Genomic DNA, 19,349 nt, shown 5'->3' with positions numbered 1-19,349 from the left:
CCCCGGCGGCCTGATTTCGGCTTTGTCTTTGGCTACGATTGGTGATTAGTGCTGCCGACAGGAGACCTTCATGGCCGTCATTCTGATCACCGGCGGAGCGCGATCGGGCAAGAGCACGCGGGCGGAAGTGCGGGCGCGCGCCTTTCCGGGGCAGCCTGTCTATCTCGCGACGGCGGAGGCGCTCGATGCCGAAATGGAGTCGCGCATCGCAAAGCATCGCGCGCGGCGCGGAACCGACTGGATCGAGCGCGAGGTGCCGCTGGATCTCGTGCCCGCTCTGCTCGCAACTGATGGCGGCGGCGCAAGGCTCGTGGACTGCCTGACACTATGGCTTTCCAACCTCATGCATGCGACGCGCGACTGGGAGCGTGAAGCGAGAGAGCTTGCCAGCGCCCTGCCCCGCCTCAACAGCCCCGTCGTCCTCGTCACCAACGAAGTCGGCCTCGGCATCGTTCCGGACAATGCGCTGGCGCGCAGCTTCCGCGACGCCGCCGGGATCATGAACCAGATCATCGCGGCCGTCGCCGACGAGGTCGAGTTCGTCGTTGCCGGCCTGCCGATGAAACTGAAATGACGCCGCGCGCCGAACTGTTCAAAGACCTCGTTGCCGATCTCAGGATGGCGGCGTCGTTCGTCACGATCTTCCCCGTGGCGCCGTCGAAGCCTGCAGTTGACGGCGCCGTCGCGCGCGCGACCTGGGCGCTCCCCGTGGCGGGACTTCTGGTCGGCCTTATCGGCGCTCTGGCCTACAAGGTCGCCATCCGCCTCGGACTGACACCGAACCTTGCCGCCCTGCTTGCACTCGCCACGACCACCCTCATCACCGGCGCGCTGCATGAGGACGGGCTGGCCGACACCGCCGACGGGCTCGGTGGCGGCCGCACGCGCGAGCGCAAGCTCGAGATCATGCGCGACAGCCGGATCGGCACTTATGGCGTCTGCGCGCTGATCCTGTCGTTCGGCCTGCGCTGGAGCGCGCTTGCGGCGATTGCCAATCCATCGGCCGTCGCACTTGCGCTCTGCGCCGCGCACACCGCTGCCCGCGCCGGCGTACCGGCCTTCATGTCGCTGGTGCCGCCGGCGCGGCCTGACGGACTGTCGGCAAGCGCCGGATCGCCGCCGGGCCGCAGCGTCGCCATCGCCTTCGCGGTTGGAACGCTCGTGCTCGCCCTGGCGTTGGGGCCGGGCAAGGCGCTGGTCGGCCTGATCTTGATCTCGCTCGCCGGGCTGCTGCTGGCGCGGCTCGCGATCCGCCAGATCGGGGGGCAGACCGGCGACATTCTCGGCGCGTTCGAGCAGATTGGCGAAATCCTGATCCTGCTGGTCGCCGCGGCATTTCAGATGGGACGCTGATCTCATGGTCGAGTTCGACGACACCTTCCGCCGGCACCTGCGCGAGCTGTTCGTGTGGCGCCGCGACGTGCGCCGCTTTCGCAGCGATCCGCTGCCGGAGGGCACCATCGATCGCCTGATCGAGACGGCCTGTCTTTCCCCGTCGGTCGGCCTCAGTCAGCCCTGGCGCTTCGTGATCGTCGACGATGCGGTAAGGCGTAGCGCCGTCATCGACGATTTCAGGGCGTGCAACGCCGATGCCCTGAACTGTTACTCCGGCGAACGCGCTGCGCGCTATGCCACGCTGAAGCTGTCGGGTCTCGAACAGGCCCCGGGCCACCTTGCCGTGTTCGCGGACAAGGCCAGCGACGTCGGCCACGGCCTCGGCCGCGCGACCATGCCGGAGACGACCGAATATTCCGTGGTGGCGGCAATCACCGCAATGTGGCTCGCTGGGCGCGCGGAAGGCGTTGGTCTCGGCTGGGTGTCGATCCTGAACCCGGATCGCATCCACGCCGTTCTCGACGTGCCTGACACCTGGAAGTTCATCGCCTATCTCTGCATCGGCTATCCGGAAGTCGAATGCGACCAGCCCGAGCTGGAGCAGGCGAAATGGGAGCACCGGCGCGGCGCGGGCGAGTTCACGTTGCGGCGTTAGCACGCCGCACTATCCTCCGCCATTGCGAGCGGCTTGTCCGCCGAAGCTCGAAGAGCGAAGGCGGAAGCGAAGCAATCCAGAATCTTCCCGCGGAGGTAGTCTGGATTGCTTCGTCGCAAGGGCTCCTCGCAATGACGGCGGAGAGAGACAACCTTCCGCTATGACTTGCCTAGGCCGCCACCGGGCCCGCGGAAAGTGGAGTGAGGAGACCGACAAGGGCCGGAACAAGATAGATTCTGCGCATCGCAAACCTTCAAAAACAACCTGAAACAACGGATCAAAATCGGCAGTCACGAAATCGGCTTCCCCGAACCGTCGTCGCGACCGAGACGGAAAATGTCGCAATGCCACAAGGCATTACGGGACGTCACGGATCAGACAACGATCGAAACAGCGACTCTCCCGGCGCGTAGGCATACGGTATCGGGGTGCGCATGGCTGCGAATGAACATTCACAAGCGCTTTTTTTCATCAATTGTGGTCGCTAGCCTTTCGCGATATGCACAGCGTCAGGGACAACTTTTGCGAAACATTTCATGATTGAGCGGTCCGCTCCTGCCCGCGCTGTGCCGGCGGTTGCCCGCCGCGACGTCCTTCGGCTTGCGGGCGCAGCCGCCGCAGGATGGATTACGCTCGGCGCAACGTCGGATCGCATGCGAATCGTCGCCTCGCTGACGGCATTGCCGCTCGACGACGAACTGACCAGGCGGAGCATGATCGACAGCGCGACCTCGCGCCTCGGCGGCCTCATCGTCGGCTTGCGGCAGCGAGGCTGGGTCGAAGGCGTCAATTTCCGCCTGGAGGTCCGTTCGACCTTCGGCCCACCGGAGCGGCTGAAGGCGGCGGTTCAGGAGCTGCTCGACCTCAAGCCGGACGTGATCCTGACCGGATCGACGGTCGAGACCGCGGCCATCCTGGCCGCCACCAAGACCATCCCGATCGTGTTCGCCACCGCCAACGATCCCGTCGGCAACGGCTTCGTCCAAAGCCTCGCCCATCCCGGCGGCAACGTCACCGGCTTCACCAACAGCACCGCCGAGATGGGCGGCAAATGGCTACAGCTGATCCGCGAGGCCGTGCCCGACGTCACGCGTGTTGGCATCCTGTTCAACCCCGCGACCACGCCGCGCGGCGGACGTTTCTTCCTCGAATCGATCGAGCAGGAGGCCGCCGCATCAGGCGTGTCCGCGATCCCCGCGCCCGTCCACGCGCCCGCGGAGATCGACGACGCCGTCAGGCGCATTTCCGAACCGCCCAAAGCGGCGATGGTCGCACTGGTCGACAGCTTCCTCGTGGTCAACCGCAAGGCGGTCGTCGCGGCAGCAGACAAATATCGCGTGCCGACGATCTATCCGTTCCATTATTTCATGGATGTCGGCGGGCTGATGAGCTACGGGCCGACGCTCGAAGTGCGTTCGGCCGACTATGTCGATCTCATCCTGCGCGGCACCAAGGCCGGCGATCTGCCGGTGCAATCGCCGCGGAAATACGAGCTCCTGATCAACCGCACGGTCGCCCGCACGCTGGGACTGACGATCCCCTTCACGCTGCTCGCGCGCGCCGACGAGATCCGCGAGTGAACGAGCAGGTCGACCAGGGACATTTGCGGACGCCCCCCGGCCGGCTGTTCCGGAAGTATCTCTACTCGATCGTTGCCCTCGCCTTTGCCGCGCTCGCCATCAACACCGGCTTCGACGTCTGGTTCTCCTATCGCGAGCAGAAGCAGCTGCTGGCGGCGATCCAGCGCGAGCAGGCGGCATCCGCGGCCACCCAGATCGGCCAGTTCATCGGCCAGATCGAAAACCAGATCAGATGGCTCTCGCGCCTGCCTCCGGAGCTGTCGACCAACGAAGACGATCGCCTGAACGCCATCCGTCTGCTGCGCCTCTCGCCCGCGATCGCGGAAATTGCCGAGCTCGATGCGCAGGGCCGCGAGCAGGTGCGCGTGTCGGGCCGCGTCGCGGACAAGGTCGGCAGCAAGATCGATCTCTCCGCCACGGCCGCCTTCCGCGGCGCCAACGAAAGCCGGGCCTATTACGGCCCCGTCTACTTCTTCGGCGACACCGAGCCGTTCATGACGCTCGCCACGCGCGGCACCGGACGCGCTCCTGACGTGATCGTCGCCGAGGTCAACCTGCGCTTCATCTGGGACCTGGTCACCGGGATCAGGGTCGGCAACACCGGCAAGGCCTATGTGGTCGACCGCATGGGCGTGTTGATCGCGCATCCCGATCTGTGGCGTGCGCTCCAGCGCAGCGATCTCTCCGGCCATGCGGACGTGCGCGCCGCGCTCGACGGCGTGGGCCCGCCCTCGGGCGGCCTGGTCAGGGAGGACCTGTCGGGTCAACGCGTGCTATCGACCTACGCGACGGTGCCCTCGCTCGGCTGGCTGGTGTTCGTCGAGCTTCCGCTCAGCGAAGCCTACGCCCCGATCTATGCGTCGATCGGACGTTCCACGTTTCTTCTGGTCGCCCTGCTTGCCATTGCGGTGCTGGTGTCCCTTTGGCTCAGCCGGCGCATGACTGTGCCGATCCAGCTCCTGACGCAGGGCGCGCGGCGGATCGGGAGCGGCGATCTCGGCCTGCGGCTCGCGATCAGGACCGGCGACGAGCTGGAGGCGCTCGGCGACCAGTTCAACCGGATGGCCGCTCACCTGCGCGACTCCTATGCAACACTCGAGGGCAAGGTGATCGAGCGGACCTCCGAGCTCGAGAAGGCGCGCGATCAGGCGCTGGCCGAGCACGACGCTGCCGAGCGCGCGCGCAGCCTTGCCGTGCAGGCCAACGAGACCAAGTCGCGCTTCCTTGCCGTCGTCAGCCACGAGCTGCGCACGCCGCTGAACGGCGTCATGGGCGTGCTGCAACTGCTCGACGACGGCAGCCTCGGCGAGGTGCAGCGGCGCCATCTCGCCACCGCCGCCGCATCGGGCGAAACGCTGATCGCACTGGTCGATGCGATCCTGGAATATGCGCGCCTCGAGGCCAGCACCGAGGCGCTGGAGACGCGCGACTTCCGCCTCGACCAGCTGATCGAGGCCGCCGCCGATCTGATGCGCCCGCAGGCCTTCGACAAGGGACTGACTTTCGATCTCGCCAGCGATGCGACGGTCAACATCTCCGTGCACGGCGATCCTGTCAGGCTCAACCGCATCCTGCTCAACCTGATCGGCAACGCGATCAAGTTCACCCCGCGCGGCGGGATCGCTTTGACGGCGGCCGCCGAGCAGCTCGAGGATCATGTCCTGCTGCACGTCACCGTTCGCGATACCGGCATCGGCATCGCGCCCGACATGCATGAGCGAATTTTTGAGGACTTCGTCCAGGCCGACGACAGCATTGCACGGCGGTTCGGCGGCACCGGTCTCGGCCTTGCGATCGCGCGGCGCCTCACGCGCCTGATGCGCGGCGAGCTGACGGTCGAAAGCACGCCGGGTGCAGGCAGCACGTTCACGCTTGAAGTGCCGCTCGGCCGCGCCGCAAGCGGCATTGCGCAAGGCGCGCTTCCGCCGCCGTCGCGACAGCTCAACGTGCTGCTGGTCGACGACGATCCCGTCAATTGCGAGGTCGGCGAGGCGATCCTGAACCGGCTCGGCCACCACCCCACGATCGCCAGGAACGGCGCATCGGCCATCGAGCTCGCCCGCGATCGGGCGTTCGACGTCATCCTGATGGATCTGCACATGCCTGACATGGACGGCGTCGAGGCGGCGTCTCGGATCGGGAGACTTGGTCTGCCGAAGATGCCGCGCATCATCGCCGTCACGGCCGACATCTCCAGCAGCGCGCGCGAGCGGCTCGCCGGCGCAGGCATCGCCAAGATCGTCAGCAAGCCGATCCTGATCAATGCCCTGCGCGAGGCGATCGAGGACGACCCCCAGGACGAGCCCGCAGCGGTGCAGCTCGCGGCGGGCGCATTGATCGACCGGCATTTCCTCGACGACCAGAAAGAGCTGCTCGGTGCGGCGCAGATCGCAAAACTCCATCAGCTTCTGCAGCAAACGAGCGAACGGCTGATCGACGACGTCGCCAAGGCTGCGGCGATCGGCGACCACAAGCAGCTCGCCCGATCCGCTCACCAGCTCGGCAGCGCCGCCGGCGCACTCGGCCTCGTCCGCCTGTTCGAGCACTGCCGCGAGGTCGAGCAGGCGGCGCCCGCGATGTCACCGCTTGAGCACCTGACTGCTGCCCGCGAACTCGCCGCGCTTCGAGAGGCGTCAATGAGTGCGCTGAACGATCTGCTCCCGGCCGGCCGAGCAGTGTTCGGGGAGCTAGCCGACCCTTGGTCGACTTACATGGCCGATTTTGTCCGCATCCTGCAGGCCTACGATCAAGTCCAGTGGGGCGACCGGGTCCGTTGACCACGACAGCTTGAATTGCGCATTGACGTCTGAGGGTCCCGGGCGTTGAATGGTGTTTTCGATGTGGCGGAGGAGCTGAGGCGTCCCGTCGCCCGACAAGCGGTCGGTTAGCCGCACCTGATCATCGCCTTCGGAAAGTACAGTCTGGCTTCACCGACGCGCTGGGAGGTCGAGGGCCATGAGATTTCCGATCGCTCTATGGGCGTTCGCGGTGGCATTGCTCACCGCAGCAGGGGCGCGTGCGCAGATCCAGGAGGGCCCGCCGGCATGGGCCTACCCGGTAAACCCGCCCAATTTTCAACGCACCCCTGACGATGGTACGATCAGGCGCGTTCCTGACAGCGCCGCCGGTTTTACACTCACGCAAGTGCGCGATCTGTTCGCCGCGCCCGACTGGCATCCGGACGATCATCAACCAATGCCGGAAATCGTGGCAAGGGGAAGAAAGCCAGAGGTGTTCGCATGCGGCGTCTGTCATCGGGCAGACGGACCGGGCGGTCCTGAGAATGCCAGCCTATTTGGCCTCTCCGCCGAATACATCATTCAGCAAACGGTGGAGTTCAAGATCGGCCTGCGCACGAACGCGGCGCCTCGCGTCGCCACCGATCTGATGATCAAGTTGTCCAAAGCCGTGACCGATCAGGAACTCGGAGAGGCCGCGGCCTATTTCGCCTCCATTAAGCCGAGATCGAATATTGCTGTCGTAGAGACCGAGGTGGTGCCCAAAACGCAGGTGAGAGACTTGTTCCTGGCTCCGCTGGAGGGCACCGAGAAGGAACCCATCGGTCAGCGCATCATCGAGATACCGGAAAACGTTGAACACTTTGTCAGCCGGGACTCGCGTGCTCGTTTCATCGCCTACGTCCCGGTAGGCAGCGTTCAGAAAGGACGAACGCTGGCAGCGAACAGCGATCCGCGCGTCCAATGCGGGGTCTGTCACGGTGCTGACCTCAACGGGACTGCCATCGCGCCAGGGATTGCGTCCCGTTCGCCCACCTACATGTTCCGGCAGCTCTATGACTTCAAATCAGGGGCGCGGAAGGGCGCCAATAGCGAACTCATGAAACCGGTTGTCGAGAATCTCAGCATCGACGACATGATCGCGCTGGTCGCCTTTTCAGCGTCGCTCAAGCACTAACGTTCTTCGGGTGCTGTGCGGGACGGTCAGCCGGCCAAGAGGTAGATCAATCTCACGATTCCAGTCGGTTCTTCAGCAGGTCGCCCGGCCGGCATGTGCCGCCGGCCGGGCCAACACGCCACACAAGGGATCGACTTCCTTCGTGCGGGGACCTGTGAACATTGCGTTGTCATGAGCCCGACGTTTTAACGACGAGCTTTATGTTGAGCAGGTTGACGCCTTTGAATGGGTTCGGCGCGCTTTCGATTGTGCCCGTGCCCGTGGCGTTCGCATAAGCACCTGTGCCCGATAGGATCGTGTATTCGCCCGTTGATTTGCCGTCTTTGGCCGAACCTGTGTAGCGCGCCGTAATCGAGCCTTCCTCGAACGTGTAAGTGCTATAGCCGAAGAAGGGGCCCGACCCTTTGAGCAGGTCCGAACTATTGACGAACTCTTTTACTCCGATACGGCCATCGTTGAAGATGGCGACCCCAAAGAATTTACCAGACACAATCGTCTGTCCTTCGACGTTTGCGGCCTCTATGACCTTGAGGTCGATCGGCTTCGTGATCAGCTTGAACTCAAGCACCCGTTCGCCTGCTATCGCGGTCGACGCCGCGACGGTCAATGCCACGCCAGAAAGGAAAAAGATGAGAGACTTCCGCATAGGCTCCTCCTGCGCTTGTTGAAATCAAGTCGAGAAGTGCCGGCGAGCTACACATCATGCCGCCGCTCTTCGCAGCGGCGCGAAAGAGAGCCCTCGGCGACGCCCCGGTAGCGGCTGAAGCTCTCTGGTCCTAAGGCGCGAAGCCGGGACGCAAGTATGAGTCCAGAGCGATCGGAAGAAAGTTCAGGTTCCGTTACGGTATAATAGTATCCGGCCACCTGCGTGGGAGTCCTTACCCGTGGCACTCCACTTGGCTGTGCCGAATACAACCTTGTCGTTTCCGCCGGCGTCGATCAATCTCAAACTTGTGACCCGTTGTTCACGGCCTAGCCTCCATACGTCTGCGCCCGCCGCCTTCGTCCTCCTCACGGCCAAAACGTTCGACCAGGAAGTCAATGAACAACCGTACCTTCACCGACAGATGCCGCGTCGGCGGATAGACCGCGTAGAGCGCGAGCGGCGGCGCAGAATAATCGTCCAGCACCGTCCGCAGCTCGCCTTTCCTCAAAGCGTCAGCAGCGATGAACTCGGGGAGCAGCGCCAACCCCCTGCCCTTGATCGCGACGTCGCGCAGCACTTCGGCATTGTTGACGCAGAGCGACCACGCCGGCTGGATCCAGTGATCGCCGTCGCTGCCTGTGAGCTTCCACTGATTGCCGGTGAGCAGGAAGCCGTAGGTCAGCGAGGCGTGCTCGCGCAGATCCTGCGGATGTTTTGGCGTGCCGTGACGCGCAAGGTAATCCCGCGAGGCGCAGATCATGCGCGGGACAGGCACGATCCTGCGCGCGATCAGGCTGGAGGATTCCAGCTCCGCGATCCGCAAAGTCACGTCAAAACCGTCCTGGACGGGATCGAGCAGATCATCGCTGAGCACGATCTGAAGCTGAAGCTCGCCATAGCGCGCCATGAAATCAGCAAGCACCGGCCCGAGCCGCATCGTACCGAACGACATCGGCGCATTGACGCGCAACAGACCCCGCGGCGCCGACTGCGCCTGCGTCACCGCCTGGTCGGCGGCCTCGATCTCCGAGAGGATCACCACCGCGCGTTCGAAATAGCGCTGGCCGTTCTCGGTCGGGCTGGCGTGGCGGGTGGTCCGGTTCAACAGCTGGACGCCGAGGCTCTCCTCGAGGTCGGCGATGTATTTGCTGATCGCCGAGCGCGACAGCCGCAACTGCCGGCCCGCCTCGGCAAAACTGCCGCTTTCGACCACTTTGACGAAGGCCCGAAGGCTGGCGACCTTATCCAAGGTCTGGCCCCTGCGATTGTTTCCAAATCGTAGACATAGCCGTCATAATTGCATGGATTGTCTCCAATCCAAAGCGGAACAATATTTCCGGCCAGAGCAAGACCGCTCCCCGAGCTTTGGAGGACGACAATGTCTGGACTGCACCATGTGACCGCGATCGCCGGCGATCCCATCAGGAATTTCGGCTTTTACACCAGGGATCTCGGCCTGCGCTTCGTCAAGAAGACGGTCAACTTCGACGATCCCGGCACCTATCACTTCTATTATGGCGACGAGACCGGCCGCCCCGGCACCATCCTGACCTTCTTCCCCTGGGCCGGCGTGCCGGCCGGCCGCCGCGGCGTCGGCGAGAGACCCATCAGACCGCCTTCCGCGTGCCGCAGCGCTCGCTCGGCTACTGGACGCAGCGCTTCACCGAGAAGGGCATTGCATACGAGGCGCTTGAGAAGCGCTTTGGCGAATCCGTGCTGCCCTTCACCGATCCCGATGGCATGGCGCTCGCCCTCGTCGGCGTCCCCGGCGCCGAGAATGAGCCCGGCTGGAGCAATGGCGACGTCCCGGCCGAGCACGCGATCCGCGGCTTCCACGGCGTGACCTTGCTGCTCGACAGCGCGGCGAAGACGGCCGCCATTCTTACCGACGTGTTCGGCTTCAAGGAGACGGGACGCGAAGGTTCTGTGATCCGCTTCAAGGCATCCGGCGATGTCGAGGGAAGCGTCGTCGACATCTACGAGGCCAAGGGCTTTTTGCGCGGGCATCAGGGCGGCGGCTCCGTCCACCACATCGCCTTCCGCGCGGCTGACGATGCCGAGCAGGGCCAGATGGCGCAAAAGCTCGTGAGCAATCACGGCCTGCACCCGACCGAGCAGCGCGACCGCAACTACTTCCGCTCGATCTACTTCCGCGAACCCGGCGGCGTGTTGTTCGAGATCGCGACCGATATCCCCGGTTTCGCCGTCGACGAACCCGTCGCGACGCTGGGACGTGACCTGAAGCTGCCCAGCTTCCTCGAACAGCATCGCAAGCAGATCGAGGACGTGCTGCCGAGCCTGGAAGAGAGCGTGTCATGACCGAGAGTGCATTCATCCATCGCTTCGAGCCCGCGACCAGCGCGGGCTCCCCTCCGCTCCTGCTGCTGCACGGCACCGGCGGCGACGAGAACGATCTGCTCGGCCTCGGCAAGTTGATATCGCCCGGCTCGGCCCTGCTCTCGCCGCGCGGCCGCGTGCTCGAGCACGGCATGCCGCGCTTCTTCCGCCGCCTCGCCGAGGGCGTGTTCGACGAAGACGATGTGCGCCGCCGCGCGCACGAGCTCGGCGACTTCGTTACGGAGGCGCGGCAACGCTACGGCATCGCCGCGCCAGTCGCGGTCGGCTTTTCCAACGGCGCCAATATCGCGGCGGCGCTGTTGCTGCTGAAGCCGGACGCGCTTGCAGGCGCGATCCTGCTGCGTGCCATGGTGCCGCTGTCGGATCCGCCGAAGACACAGCTCGGCGGCAAGCCGATCCTGCTCCTGTCCGGGCAGGCCGATCCGATCGTGCCCGCGAGCAACTCGGCACGGCTGGCAGCGCTGCTGTCGCAAGCAGGCGCCGGCGTGACGCACAAGGTCCTGCCCGCCGGCCATCAACTGTCGCAGGCCGACGTGACGCTCGCCCGCAACTGGATCGGCAACGTGGCCGCCGAAGCGGCCTGATCCACAAGACGCGGCGCACCGTCTCGCCGGTGCGCCGCTTTCGCTCCAACAAGCGACCTTCCGCCGCATCTGCGCAATTGGGCACCACGCTGCCGGAAATTTCCGCTTGCCCGCTTCCGCGCTAGGCTTAGAATTTGGGACAAGGTTCCGAAATTTGGAACTACCTTGGGCCAGCCTTCATGAGCGCTCTCACCAACGCCATCGAGATCCTCCGCTGCTTCTCCAGCGCGCGGCCCGATCTGTCGTTTGCGGACGTGATGGCGCTGACGGGCAAGCCGAAGAGCTCGACCTCGCGGCTGCTGCGCTCGTTGCGCGACTGCGGATTGCTCGAGCAGGACCCGCACACCCGCCGCTATCGGCCGGGCCTGCTCACCTTCGAGCTCGGCCGGCTGCACCGCGCCCATGACGATCTCATCAGCATGGCCGAGCGCGAGCTGCGCGAGGTCTGCGCGCGCACCGGGCACACCGGCTACATCGCCGTGCTCGATGGCTTTGAGCAGGTCGTGCTCCGCATCGTACCGGGCTCCAATCCCCTGCGCGTTGTCAATCCGCCCGGCCAACGCACGCCGGCGCTCGCGACCTCGAACGGCCGCGCCATGCTGGCCCGCCTCTCGGATGAGGACATCCGCGCGCGCGTGCCCGCGACCTATCCAAAGCTGCCGCGCAACTCGCCGCAGAATTTCAAGCAGCTGATCGCCCGCCTCGACGAGATCCGCCGCACCGGCGTGTCGGAGGCGGCCGATGAATCCATCGAGGGCGTCGGCTCGCAAGGCTTTGCGCTGAAGAGCGGCGAGACCGGCGAGATGATCGGGATCGCGGTGTCCTATTCGGTGCAGGCGACCACCGCCGCCGAGCGCGCCAATGTCCGCCGCGAGCTTGCGGCCATGGCCGCAAAACTAAGACGACTGACCGGCGACCCGCTCGATCAGGACGCCGCCCGCATCCGGACGGGGACGCGATGAGCAGCACCGCAAGCACGCGCCCCAACGGCCTTGCGCTCTTCATTCTGCCGAGCGCGCTGCTGTTTGCCTTGTTCTTCTTCCTGCCGATCGGCTTGATGGCGCTGATGAGCGTGCTCACCGGCAATCCCGTGGTAATGCCGAAGGTGGCCTTCACCACGCGCCACTATGCCCGCATGATCGGCGATCCCTACTATCTCGAAGTGATCTGGACCACGATCCGGATCGGGCTCGTCACCACGCTGGTTGCGCTTCTGATCGGCTATCCGCTGGCGCACTGGATGGCGCGCATCAAGAGCCGCGCCGGGCACGCGCTGCTGCTGATGGCCGTGCTGGCGCCGATGCTGACCGGCATCGTGGTGCGCACCTTCGCCTGGATGACGCTGCTCTCCGACAAGGGCGTGGTCAATCAGACCCTGATGTCGCTCGGCCTCATCTCTGAGCCCCTGAAGCTGATGTACACCGAGACCGGCATCGTGGTCGGCCTCGTCCACATCTACGTGCCCTTCATGGTGCTGACGCTGACCGGCGTGATCGGCCGGATCGACGAGCGGCTGGAGCAGGCCGCCGAAAATCTCGGAGCCAGCCCCTTGCGCGCCTTCCTCGAGGTGACGCTGCCGCTCAGCCTGCCCGGCATCCTCGCCGGCTCGCTGCTGGTCTTCGCGCTGGCGATCAGCGCCTATGTCACGCCGATCCTGCTCGGCGGCTTCCAGATCATGACGCTGCCGATCCTGATCTACCAGCAGATCTCGGCGAACTTCAACGTCGGCTTCGCCGCTGCGCTGGGCATCGTGCTGCTCGTGATCTCGCTCATGCTCGTCATCGCCTATAACCGCGCGCTCGGCCTCGTCTCCGGCCAGCGCGAATTGCAGTGAGGCGGTGATGCAAACCACGGCCTCGCCATCGCTTCCCGCGGCCCAGCAGACTGTGTCTGTGCGCACGCCAGGGCCTGCCAGGTACTACGGCCGCTACCTCTATCTCGCGATCAACATCGCTATCCTGATCTTCCTGCTGGCGCCGATCGCGATCGTGGTCGTGTTCGCGTTGAACCCGACGCCCTTCATCCAGTTTCCGCCGGTCGGTGTGTCCCTGCGCTGGTTCGAAAAATTCTTCGCCTCGCGCGATTTCATGCATGCACTCGGCTTCAGTCTCGAAGTCGCCGTGCTCACCACCTTGTCCGCAACGATCCTCGGCGCTTCGGCAGCGCTGGCGCTTGCGCGCGGCAACCTGCCGGGCACGCGGCTGATCGTGGCCACGATGCTGTCGCCCTTGATGCTGCCGGCGATCCTCACGGGTCTTGCGCTGTTCCAGACCTATGTACTGCTCGATGTGGGCCGCCCGACCTGGGGCCTCGTTGCCGGCCATACGCTGGTGACACTGCCCTACGTGGTGCGCACCACGCTCGCCGTGCTGCATAATTTTGACACGCGCCTGGAAGAAGCCGCACAAAATCTCGGAGCAAGCCCTGTGCGCACCTTCTTCGAGGTGACGCTGCCGCTGATCAAACCGGGTGTGCTCGCGGGCGCGATCTTCGCCTTCATCGTCTCGTTCGACCAGTTCCCGGTGTCGCTGTTCCTGGTCTCGCCGGGCAACGAGACGCTGCCGGTCACGCTGTTCAATTACCTGAAGTTCGATCTGGACGGCACCATCGGCGCCGCCTCGGTGGTCTCGATCGTGCTCGCCTTTGTCGTCGTCATCGGGCTCGACCGCACGGTCGGCCTGCGCTCCTACGTCAAATTGTAACCGCTCATTCCAACGAAGGAATCGACACATGATGAAAGCTCTGGGATCGTCACGGCTCAGTCGCCGCCGCTTTCTGACCGCGAGCGCCTCGCTCGGCATCGGCACGATCGCCGCGCCTTACGTCGCGCGCGCCGACGATCCGACGCTGCGCATCACCGGCTGGGGCGGCAAGTGGGGTGAGATCATGAAGGCCGAGATCGGCCCCGCCTTCGAGAGCGAGTTCAAGTGCAAGCTCCAGACCGATTCCGCCTTCCCATACTTGCCGAAGCTGCAGGCGAGCTCGCGCTCCGCGCCGATCTACGACGTGCTGCACACCAACTCCAACGAGCAGTGGGCTGCCGCCGAGATGGGCCTGGTCGAGCCGAAGATCGATCCCAAGCTGGTGCCGAATCTCGCCGACGTCTATCCCTACGCGGTCAGCGACAAGATCGTCGGCGTCTCGATCTTCACCAGCGCCATCGGCCTTGGCCTTCGCACCGACAAGGGCTACGGCCCCATCACCTCCTGGAAGGAGCTGTGGGACGCGAAGTACAACGGCGTCCGCGGCGGCTACGTCATTCCCGTCAACAGCCTCGGCCAGGCCTTCCTGATGATGTGCGGCACGCTGTTCGGCAAGGGCCAGACCGATCTCGACGCGGCCTACACCGCGCTGGAGAAGCTGAAGCCGATCAAGATCGTCGATTTCACCGGCGCGATGGAGAAGATGCTGCTGTCCGGCGAAGTCGGCCTCTGCGTCATCCACGATTCCGGCATCTACCGCTATGACGGCCAGAACCAGCCGACCGATTTCGTCTCGCCGAGCGAAGGCGTGCTGTCGCTGGAGCAGGTTCTGACCATCACGCCCGGCAGCAAGATGAAGGAACTCGCCAACGCCTATGTGAACTACATGCTCCGCCCCGAGGTGCAGAAGCGCCTCGCCGAGACCGTGTGGTACTCGCCGGCCAACAAGAAGGTGAAACTCGACGCCAAGTACGACGCCAAGCTGCTCACCACGCCCGAGAAGGTCTCCAAGCTGATCCAGGTCGACTGGAAGTGGTACAACGAGCGCAAGGACGAGATCGACCAGCGCGTCAACCGGATCTTCCGCGCATGAGCGCATCGATCGAGATCGCCGGCGTCAGCAAGGTCTATGACGGCGGCGTGCGCGCAGTGGACGCGGTCGCGATGGACATCCGGCAGGGCGAGTTCTTCTCCCTGCTCGGCCCCTCCGGATGCGGCAAGACCACGACGCTGCGCATGATCGCCGGCTTCGAGACGCCCAGCTCTGGTGCGATCCGGGTCGACGGCGCCGACATCACCCATGTGCCCGCACATAAGCGCGACATGGGCATGGTGTTCCAGAACTACGCGCTGTTCCCGCATCGGACCGTGGCCGAGAACGTCGCCTTCGGCCTGCGCATGCGTGGGCTCGACAAGGCGAACATTGCAGCGAAGGTGAAGGCGGCCCTCGCCATGGTCGAGCTGTCCGGCCTGGAAGATCGCCGCCCCGCCCAGCTGTCCGGCGGCCAGCAGCAGCGCGTCGCGCTCGCGCGGGCCATCGTGATCGCGCCGCGCGTCCTGCTCTGCGACGAGCCGCTGGGAGCGCTCGACAAGAAGCTGCGTCAGCAGATGCAGTTCGAGCTCAAGCAGCTGCAGAAGAAGCTCGGCCTCACCCTGGTCTTCGTCACCCACGACCAGGAAGAGGCGCTCGCGATGTCCGACCGCATCGCAGTGATGAACGGCGGCCGCGTCGAACAGGTCGGCACGCCGACGGAAATCTACAACCAGCCGACGACGCGCTTCGTCGCCGACTTCATCGGCGACACCAACATCTTCCGCGGCGAGCGCACTGCCGCAGGCCAGAGCCTCGACGTGGGCAAGGGCCTGATCCTGGCGCTGCCGCCCGCCGAGGCGCAGGGCACCGGCGTGCTCTCGGTCGCGCTGCGTCCTGAAAAGATTCGGCTCATCCCGCGCGCTGGGGCCGACACCACAGCCGGCAGCTCCGCCCATGGCATCGTCGAGAACACCAACTTCCTCGGCGGCGCCGTGCTCTACCGCATCACGCTCGAGGGCGGCCATCGCGTCCTCGTGCAACAACCCAATGCAGGCACGAGCCGCCTGTTCGTTCCCGGCAACGGCGTCACGCTCGAATGGACACCGGCCGATCTCGTCGTCTTGAAGGACTAGACATGAACATGCCATTGAAGCACCAGCGCATCGGAGTGGTCGTGATCGGCCAGAGCCCGCGCCCGACCGTCGCTGCCGAGATCTCGGCCGTGCTGTCGCCGGGCATCCAGATCGAGCTGCGCGGTGCGCTCGACGGCATGAGCCGCGCCGAGATCGACGCCATTCCGCCGATGGACGGATACGACACGCTGTTCACGCTGCTGCCGAACGGCGACGGCGTCACCATCAGCAAGAAGGAAGTGGAGCGGCGCGCGAGCCAGCAGATCACGCGCTTCAAGCATGAAGGCGCCGGCGTGACGCTAATGGCGTGCACCGGCAAATTCCCCAACCTCGCGGCTGACGGCCTCGTCATCCTGCCCTCGGCCATCCTGCATAATCTCGTCGAGGCCGTGCTGCCGAAGGGACGGCTCGGCGTGTTCTCGCCGCTGCCCGAACAGACCGCGCTGATCGACAAGAAATGGCAGCGCGACGGCGTCGAGGTCGTCGGCATCACGCTGCGCCCCGGTTCGAGCGAGGCCGCCGTCGACGAAGCCGCGCGCACGATGGCCGACCTCGAGCCCGATCTCGTGGTGATGGACTGCATCAGCTACACCAGCGCCAACAAGGCGCGCGTGCGCAAGGCCTATCCCGGCCCCGTGATCCTCGGCATCGCCGCCGCGGCCCGCATCGTCGAGGAGCTGGTGTCGTGAGCACAGTGGAATTGAAGACGATCAGCCTCGAGGAGATCGAGGCGCTCGCGGTCGGCGCCTGGATCCTCGGCACCGGCGGCGGCGGCAGTCCCTATCTCGGCCTGCTCAATCTGCGCCGGCTCTATGCCGACCGCCATCGCGTGCAATTGATGTCGCCGCTCGACCTCGACGACGAGGACTGGGTCGCGGTGGTCTCGAACATGGGCGCGCCGCTGGTCGGACAGGAACGCCTTGCCGACAGCCGCAACATCGCGCGCGCCGTGCGCATGCAGGAGGAGATCAACAACATCAAGTTCCGCGCCGTGATGTCGGTGGAGATCGGCGGCGGCAACGGCGTGCAGGCGCTGATGGCGGCTGCCCACCTCGCCATCCCCGTGGTCGATGCCGACTGCATGGGCCGCGCCTTCCCCGAGGCGCAGATGACCTCGGTCGCGATCGGTGGCCTGCGCCCCTACCCTTGCACGCTGTACGATCCCCGCGGCATCGAGGCCGTCGTCACCAAGGTGCCGAGCTGGAAGTGGATGGAGCGGGCGAGCCGCAAGATCTGCGTCGAGATGGGCTCGATCGCCTCCACCAGCAAGGCGCCGCGCACGGGCCGCGAGGTCAAGGACTGGGGCATCCACTTCACCACCACCAAGGCGATCCGCATCGGCCGCGCCGTGCAGGAGGCGAACCGCCGCCACGAGGATCCGATCGCGGCGCTGCTCGCGACCGAGGGCGGCAAGAAGCTCTTCACCGGCAAGATTGTTGACGTTGCGCGACGGACAACCGAGGGATTCCTGCGTGGCACAGCGATGGTGGACGGCAGCGACGCGGATCGCGGCACAAAGCTAAAACTCTCGTTCCAGAACGAATGGATCGTGGCCTGGCGCGACGAGGAGGCGATCGCGACCTCGCCCGATTTGATCTGCGTGCTCGACAGCGTCAACGGCCACGGCATCGGCACCGAGACCATCCGTTACGGCCAGCGCGTCACCGTCGTGGCGCTGCCGGCGCCGCCGGTGCTGACGAGCGCCCGCGGTCTCGAATTCGTCGGCCCCCGCGCCTTCGGCTACGACCTCGACTTCCGTTCCCTCTTCTCGCCCGCAGCAGTCGGAGCTTAAGATCCCATGAAGCGCATTGGCATCGATGTCGGCGGCACCAACACGGACGCCGTACTGATCGTCGACGAGAAGGTCGTCCATTCCGTCAAACGGCCGACCACGGCGGACGTCACCTCCGGCATCCTCGACGCGCTCAAGGCATTGCGCGCCGAGCCTGCCGCCGCGGTGAAGGTCGACGCGGTCGTGATCGGCACCACGCATTTCATCAATGCGGTGGTGCAGCGTCGCCATGTGCAGAAGATCGGCGCGATCCGCATCGGCATGCCCGCCAGCGCCTCGCTGCCGCCGTTCTGCGACTGGCCGACGGATCTCGCATCCCTCGTCAACGGCGAGATTTTTATGCTGGAAGGCGGCCACGATTACGACGGCCGCCCGTTCATGCCGCTCGACATCGCCGGCCTCAAGGACGCCGCGCGAAAGATCAAGGACAAGGGCCTGCGCTCGGTCGCGGTGTGCTCGAGCTTCTCTCCGCTCGATCCCTCCTGCGAGACCACCGCGCGCGAAATCCTCGCCGACATCTGCCCCGACGTCGCGGTGACGCTGTCGCACGATCTCGGCCGCATCGGCCTGCTCGAGCGTGAGAACGCCGCGCTGCTCAACGCCTCGCTGCACGATCTCGCCGTCACCACGGTCGCCGCCTTCCGCAAGGCGATCGCCGACAGCGGCATCGATGCGCCGCTGTTCCTGACCCAGAACGACGGCACGGTGATGCAGGCCGAGATCGCCACCGCCTTCCCGGTGATGAGCTTCGCCTCCGGCGCCACCAATTCCATGCGCGGCGCCGCGCATCTCTCTGGCCTCGACGACGCCATGGTCGTGGATGTCGGCGGCACCACGAGCGACATCGGCCAGCTGCGTCACGGCTTTCCGCGCGAAGCCAATGCGGTGGTCGAAGTCGGCGGCGTGCGCACGCTGTTCCGCATGCCCGACCTCTTGTCGATCGGGCTTGGCGGCGGCAGCCATGTCGACGAGGACCCGGTCCGCGTCGGCCCGCTCAGCGTCGGCTACCGCCTGACGTCGGATGCACTTGTGTTCGGCGGCTCGCGCCTTACCGCCACCGACATCGCCGTGGCTGCCGGTCTCATCGACATCGGCGACCGCTCCCGCGTCGCGAACTTGCCGAAGCGCCTGATCGAGGCCGCGCTGCGCGATGCCTGGCGCAAGCTGGAGGAAGACATCGACCGCATGAAGACGGAAGCCGGCGACGTGCCGCTGCTCGCGGTCGGCGGCGGCGCCTTCCTGGTGCCGGATCGTTTGCCCGGCATCTCCGAGATCGTCCGCGTGCCGCATGGCGACTGCGCCAACGCGGTCGGCGCCGCGATCGCGCAGGTCTCTGGCGAAGCCGACCAGGTGTTCCGCGATCTCAGCCGCGAGGACGCCATCGCCGCCGCGCGCGACATCGCCGCCGACCGTGCCGTCCAGGCGGGAGCTGCGCGCGACAGCCTCAAGACCGTCGACGTCGAGGACATGCCGATCGCGTATCTGCCGGGGAATGCACTGCGCGTGCGGGTGCGTGTTGCAGGGGCGATTGCCGACCCGGATCTGCCGGCCGCGGCGTAGCTAAACATCAAAAATGAAAAACAACCCCATGCACAGTAGCCGGGGATAGCAGAATC

General features: G+C 65.5%; 17 protein-coding genes and 1 pseudogene. 16 read left to right on the top strand and 2 right to left on the bottom strand.

What is annotated here, in order from left to right:
* Positions 1-70: 70 nt before the first annotated feature.
* The 6 genes from cobU to ACVJ19_RS23475 all read left to right on the top strand — a co-directional run bounded on the left by cobU (position 71) and on the right by ACVJ19_RS23475 (position 7,485).
* Positions 71-574: a bifunctional adenosylcobinamide kinase/adenosylcobinamide-phosphate guanylyltransferase gene (cobU, locus tag ACVJ19_RS23500; protein ID WP_453951416.1), complete on the top strand. Its 504-nt coding sequence runs from the start codon at positions 71-73 to the stop codon at positions 572-574.
* The gene (gene cobS / locus ACVJ19_RS23495; protein WP_453951415.1) at positions 571-1,353 is read left to right on the top strand and encodes an adenosylcobinamide-GDP ribazoletransferase; all 783 of its coding nucleotides are present in this window, start codon (positions 571-573) and stop codon (positions 1,351-1,353) included. Before cobU ends, cobS begins: the two co-directional genes overlap by 4 nt.
* Positions 1,354-1,357: 4 nt before the next feature.
* On the top strand, positions 1,358-1,990 hold the full coding sequence (bluB, locus tag ACVJ19_RS23490; protein ID WP_453951413.1) for a 5,6-dimethylbenzimidazole synthase: 633 nt from the start codon (positions 1,358-1,360) through the stop codon (positions 1,988-1,990).
* Positions 1,991-2,526: 536 nt separating this feature from the next.
* The gene (locus ACVJ19_RS23485; protein WP_453951412.1) at positions 2,527-3,570 is read left to right on the top strand and encodes an ABC transporter substrate-binding protein; all 1,044 of its coding nucleotides are present in this window, start codon (positions 2,527-2,529) and stop codon (positions 3,568-3,570) included.
* Entirely contained in the window at positions 3,567-6,347 is a 2,781-nt protein-coding gene (locus tag ACVJ19_RS23480) for an ATP-binding protein (RefSeq protein WP_456739432.1), read from the top strand. The genes ACVJ19_RS23485 and ACVJ19_RS23480 overlap by 4 nt, the downstream gene beginning before the upstream one ends.
* Before the next feature lie 178 nt (positions 6,348-6,525).
* Positions 6,526-7,485: a c-type cytochrome gene (locus ACVJ19_RS23475; protein WP_456739431.1), complete on the top strand. Its 960-nt coding sequence runs from the start codon at positions 6,526-6,528 to the stop codon at positions 7,483-7,485.
* Between the two features lie 169 nt (positions 7,486-7,654).
* Here the strand turns inward: ACVJ19_RS23475 and ACVJ19_RS23470 are convergent, their stop codons facing one another.
* Together ACVJ19_RS23470 and ACVJ19_RS23465 are read right to left on the bottom strand one after the other, a co-directional pair.
* Positions 7,655-8,131 carry a hypothetical protein gene (locus ACVJ19_RS23470; protein WP_453951406.1) on the bottom strand — a complete coding sequence of 159 codons (477 nt, stop codon included), beginning with the start codon at positions 8,129-8,131 and terminating at the stop codon, positions 7,655-7,657.
* Positions 8,132-8,450: 319 nt separating this feature from the next.
* Entirely contained in the window at positions 8,451-9,380 is a 930-nt protein-coding gene (locus tag ACVJ19_RS23465; RefSeq protein ID WP_453951405.1) for a LysR substrate-binding domain-containing protein, read from the bottom strand.
* Between the two features lie 129 nt (positions 9,381-9,509).
* On the opposite strand from ACVJ19_RS23465, the pseudogene ACVJ19_RS23460 reads away from it, so the two are divergent.
* From ACVJ19_RS23460 to ACVJ19_RS23415, 10 genes and pseudogenes are all read left to right on the top strand, one after another.
* Positions 9,510-10,450 (top strand): annotated as a pseudogene (locus tag ACVJ19_RS23460) (ring-cleaving dioxygenase).
* Complete coding sequence (locus ACVJ19_RS23455; RefSeq protein ID WP_453951402.1) at positions 10,447-11,073, top strand: alpha/beta hydrolase; 627 nt, start codon at positions 10,447-10,449, stop codon at positions 11,071-11,073. Before ACVJ19_RS23460 ends, ACVJ19_RS23455 begins: the two are co-directional and overlap by 4 nt.
* A gap of 179 nt (positions 11,074-11,252) precedes the next feature.
* Entirely contained in the window at positions 11,253-12,035 is a 783-nt protein-coding gene (locus ACVJ19_RS23450) for an IclR family transcriptional regulator (protein ID WP_453951400.1), read from the top strand.
* Positions 12,032-12,907: an ABC transporter permease gene (locus ACVJ19_RS23445; protein WP_453951399.1), complete on the top strand. Its 876-nt coding sequence runs from the start codon at positions 12,032-12,034 to the stop codon at positions 12,905-12,907. The genes ACVJ19_RS23450 and ACVJ19_RS23445 overlap by 4 nt, the downstream gene beginning before the upstream one ends.
* Positions 12,908-12,914: 7 nt before the next feature.
* The gene (locus tag ACVJ19_RS23440) at positions 12,915-13,775 is read left to right on the top strand and encodes an ABC transporter permease (protein WP_453951398.1); all 861 of its coding nucleotides are present in this window, start codon (positions 12,915-12,917) and stop codon (positions 13,773-13,775) included.
* Between the two features lie 28 nt (positions 13,776-13,803).
* On the top strand, positions 13,804-14,868 hold the full coding sequence (locus ACVJ19_RS23435; protein ID WP_453951396.1) for an extracellular solute-binding protein: 1,065 nt from the start codon (positions 13,804-13,806) through the stop codon (positions 14,866-14,868).
* Positions 14,865-15,941: an ABC transporter ATP-binding protein gene (locus ACVJ19_RS23430; protein ID WP_453951395.1), complete on the top strand. Its 1,077-nt coding sequence runs from the start codon at positions 14,865-14,867 to the stop codon at positions 15,939-15,941. The genes ACVJ19_RS23435 and ACVJ19_RS23430 overlap by 4 nt, the downstream gene beginning before the upstream one ends.
* Before the next feature lie 2 nt (positions 15,942-15,943).
* Positions 15,944-16,630, top strand: coding sequence for an AroM family protein (locus tag ACVJ19_RS23425; RefSeq protein WP_453951394.1), 687 nt, complete (start codon positions 15,944-15,946; stop codon positions 16,628-16,630).
* Positions 16,627-17,733, top strand: coding sequence for a DUF917 domain-containing protein (locus ACVJ19_RS23420; protein WP_453951392.1), 1,107 nt, complete (start codon positions 16,627-16,629; stop codon positions 17,731-17,733). Before ACVJ19_RS23425 ends, ACVJ19_RS23420 begins: the two co-directional genes overlap by 4 nt.
* A gap of 6 nt (positions 17,734-17,739) precedes the next feature.
* Positions 17,740-19,293, top strand: coding sequence for a hydantoinase/oxoprolinase N-terminal domain-containing protein (locus ACVJ19_RS23415; protein WP_453951390.1), 1,554 nt, complete (start codon positions 17,740-17,742; stop codon positions 19,291-19,293).
* Positions 19,294-19,349 lie beyond the last annotated feature (56 nt).

The organism is Bradyrhizobium sp. USDA 376 (assembly GCF_054063675.1).
The sequence above is the reverse complement of the archived record's forward strand: the minus strand, read 5'-3'. Positions and strand labels throughout refer to the sequence as shown.

Excerpts from the sequence above, each read along its gene's own strand:
- cobS (WP_453951415.1), top strand. The coding sequence starts at position 571 with ATGACGCCGCGCGCCGAACTGTTCAAAGACCTCGTTGCCGATCTCAGG.
- ACVJ19_RS23415 (WP_453951390.1), top strand. The coding sequence starts at position 17,740 with ATGAAGCGCATTGGCATCGATGTCGGCGGCACCAACACGGACGCCGTA.
- ACVJ19_RS23440 (WP_453951398.1), top strand. The coding sequence starts at position 12,915 with ATGCAAACCACGGCCTCGCCATCGCTTCCCGCGGCCCAGCAGACTGTG.
- ACVJ19_RS23450 (WP_453951400.1), top strand. The coding sequence starts at position 11,253 with ATGAGCGCTCTCACCAACGCCATCGAGATCCTCCGCTGCTTCTCCAGC.
- ACVJ19_RS23425 (WP_453951394.1), top strand. The coding sequence starts at position 15,944 with ATGAACATGCCATTGAAGCACCAGCGCATCGGAGTGGTCGTGATCGGC.
- bluB (WP_453951413.1), top strand. The coding sequence starts at position 1,358 with ATGGTCGAGTTCGACGACACCTTCCGCCGGCACCTGCGCGAGCTGTTC.
- ACVJ19_RS23455 (WP_453951402.1), top strand. The coding sequence starts at position 10,447 with ATGACCGAGAGTGCATTCATCCATCGCTTCGAGCCCGCGACCAGCGCG.
- ACVJ19_RS23435 (WP_453951396.1), top strand. The coding sequence starts at position 13,804 with ATGATGAAAGCTCTGGGATCGTCACGGCTCAGTCGCCGCCGCTTTCTG.
- ACVJ19_RS23470 (WP_453951406.1), bottom strand. The coding sequence starts at position 8,131 with ATGCGGAAGTCTCTCATCTTTTTCCTTTCTGGCGTGGCATTGACCGTC.
- ACVJ19_RS23430 (WP_453951395.1), top strand. The coding sequence starts at position 14,865 with ATGAGCGCATCGATCGAGATCGCCGGCGTCAGCAAGGTCTATGACGGC.
- ACVJ19_RS23445 (WP_453951399.1), top strand. The coding sequence starts at position 12,032 with ATGAGCAGCACCGCAAGCACGCGCCCCAACGGCCTTGCGCTCTTCATT.
- cobU (WP_453951416.1), top strand. The coding sequence starts at position 71 with ATGGCCGTCATTCTGATCACCGGCGGAGCGCGATCGGGCAAGAGCACG.
- ACVJ19_RS23485 (WP_453951412.1), top strand. The coding sequence starts at position 2,527 with ATGATTGAGCGGTCCGCTCCTGCCCGCGCTGTGCCGGCGGTTGCCCGC.
- ACVJ19_RS23475 (WP_456739431.1), top strand. The coding sequence starts at position 6,526 with ATGAGATTTCCGATCGCTCTATGGGCGTTCGCGGTGGCATTGCTCACC.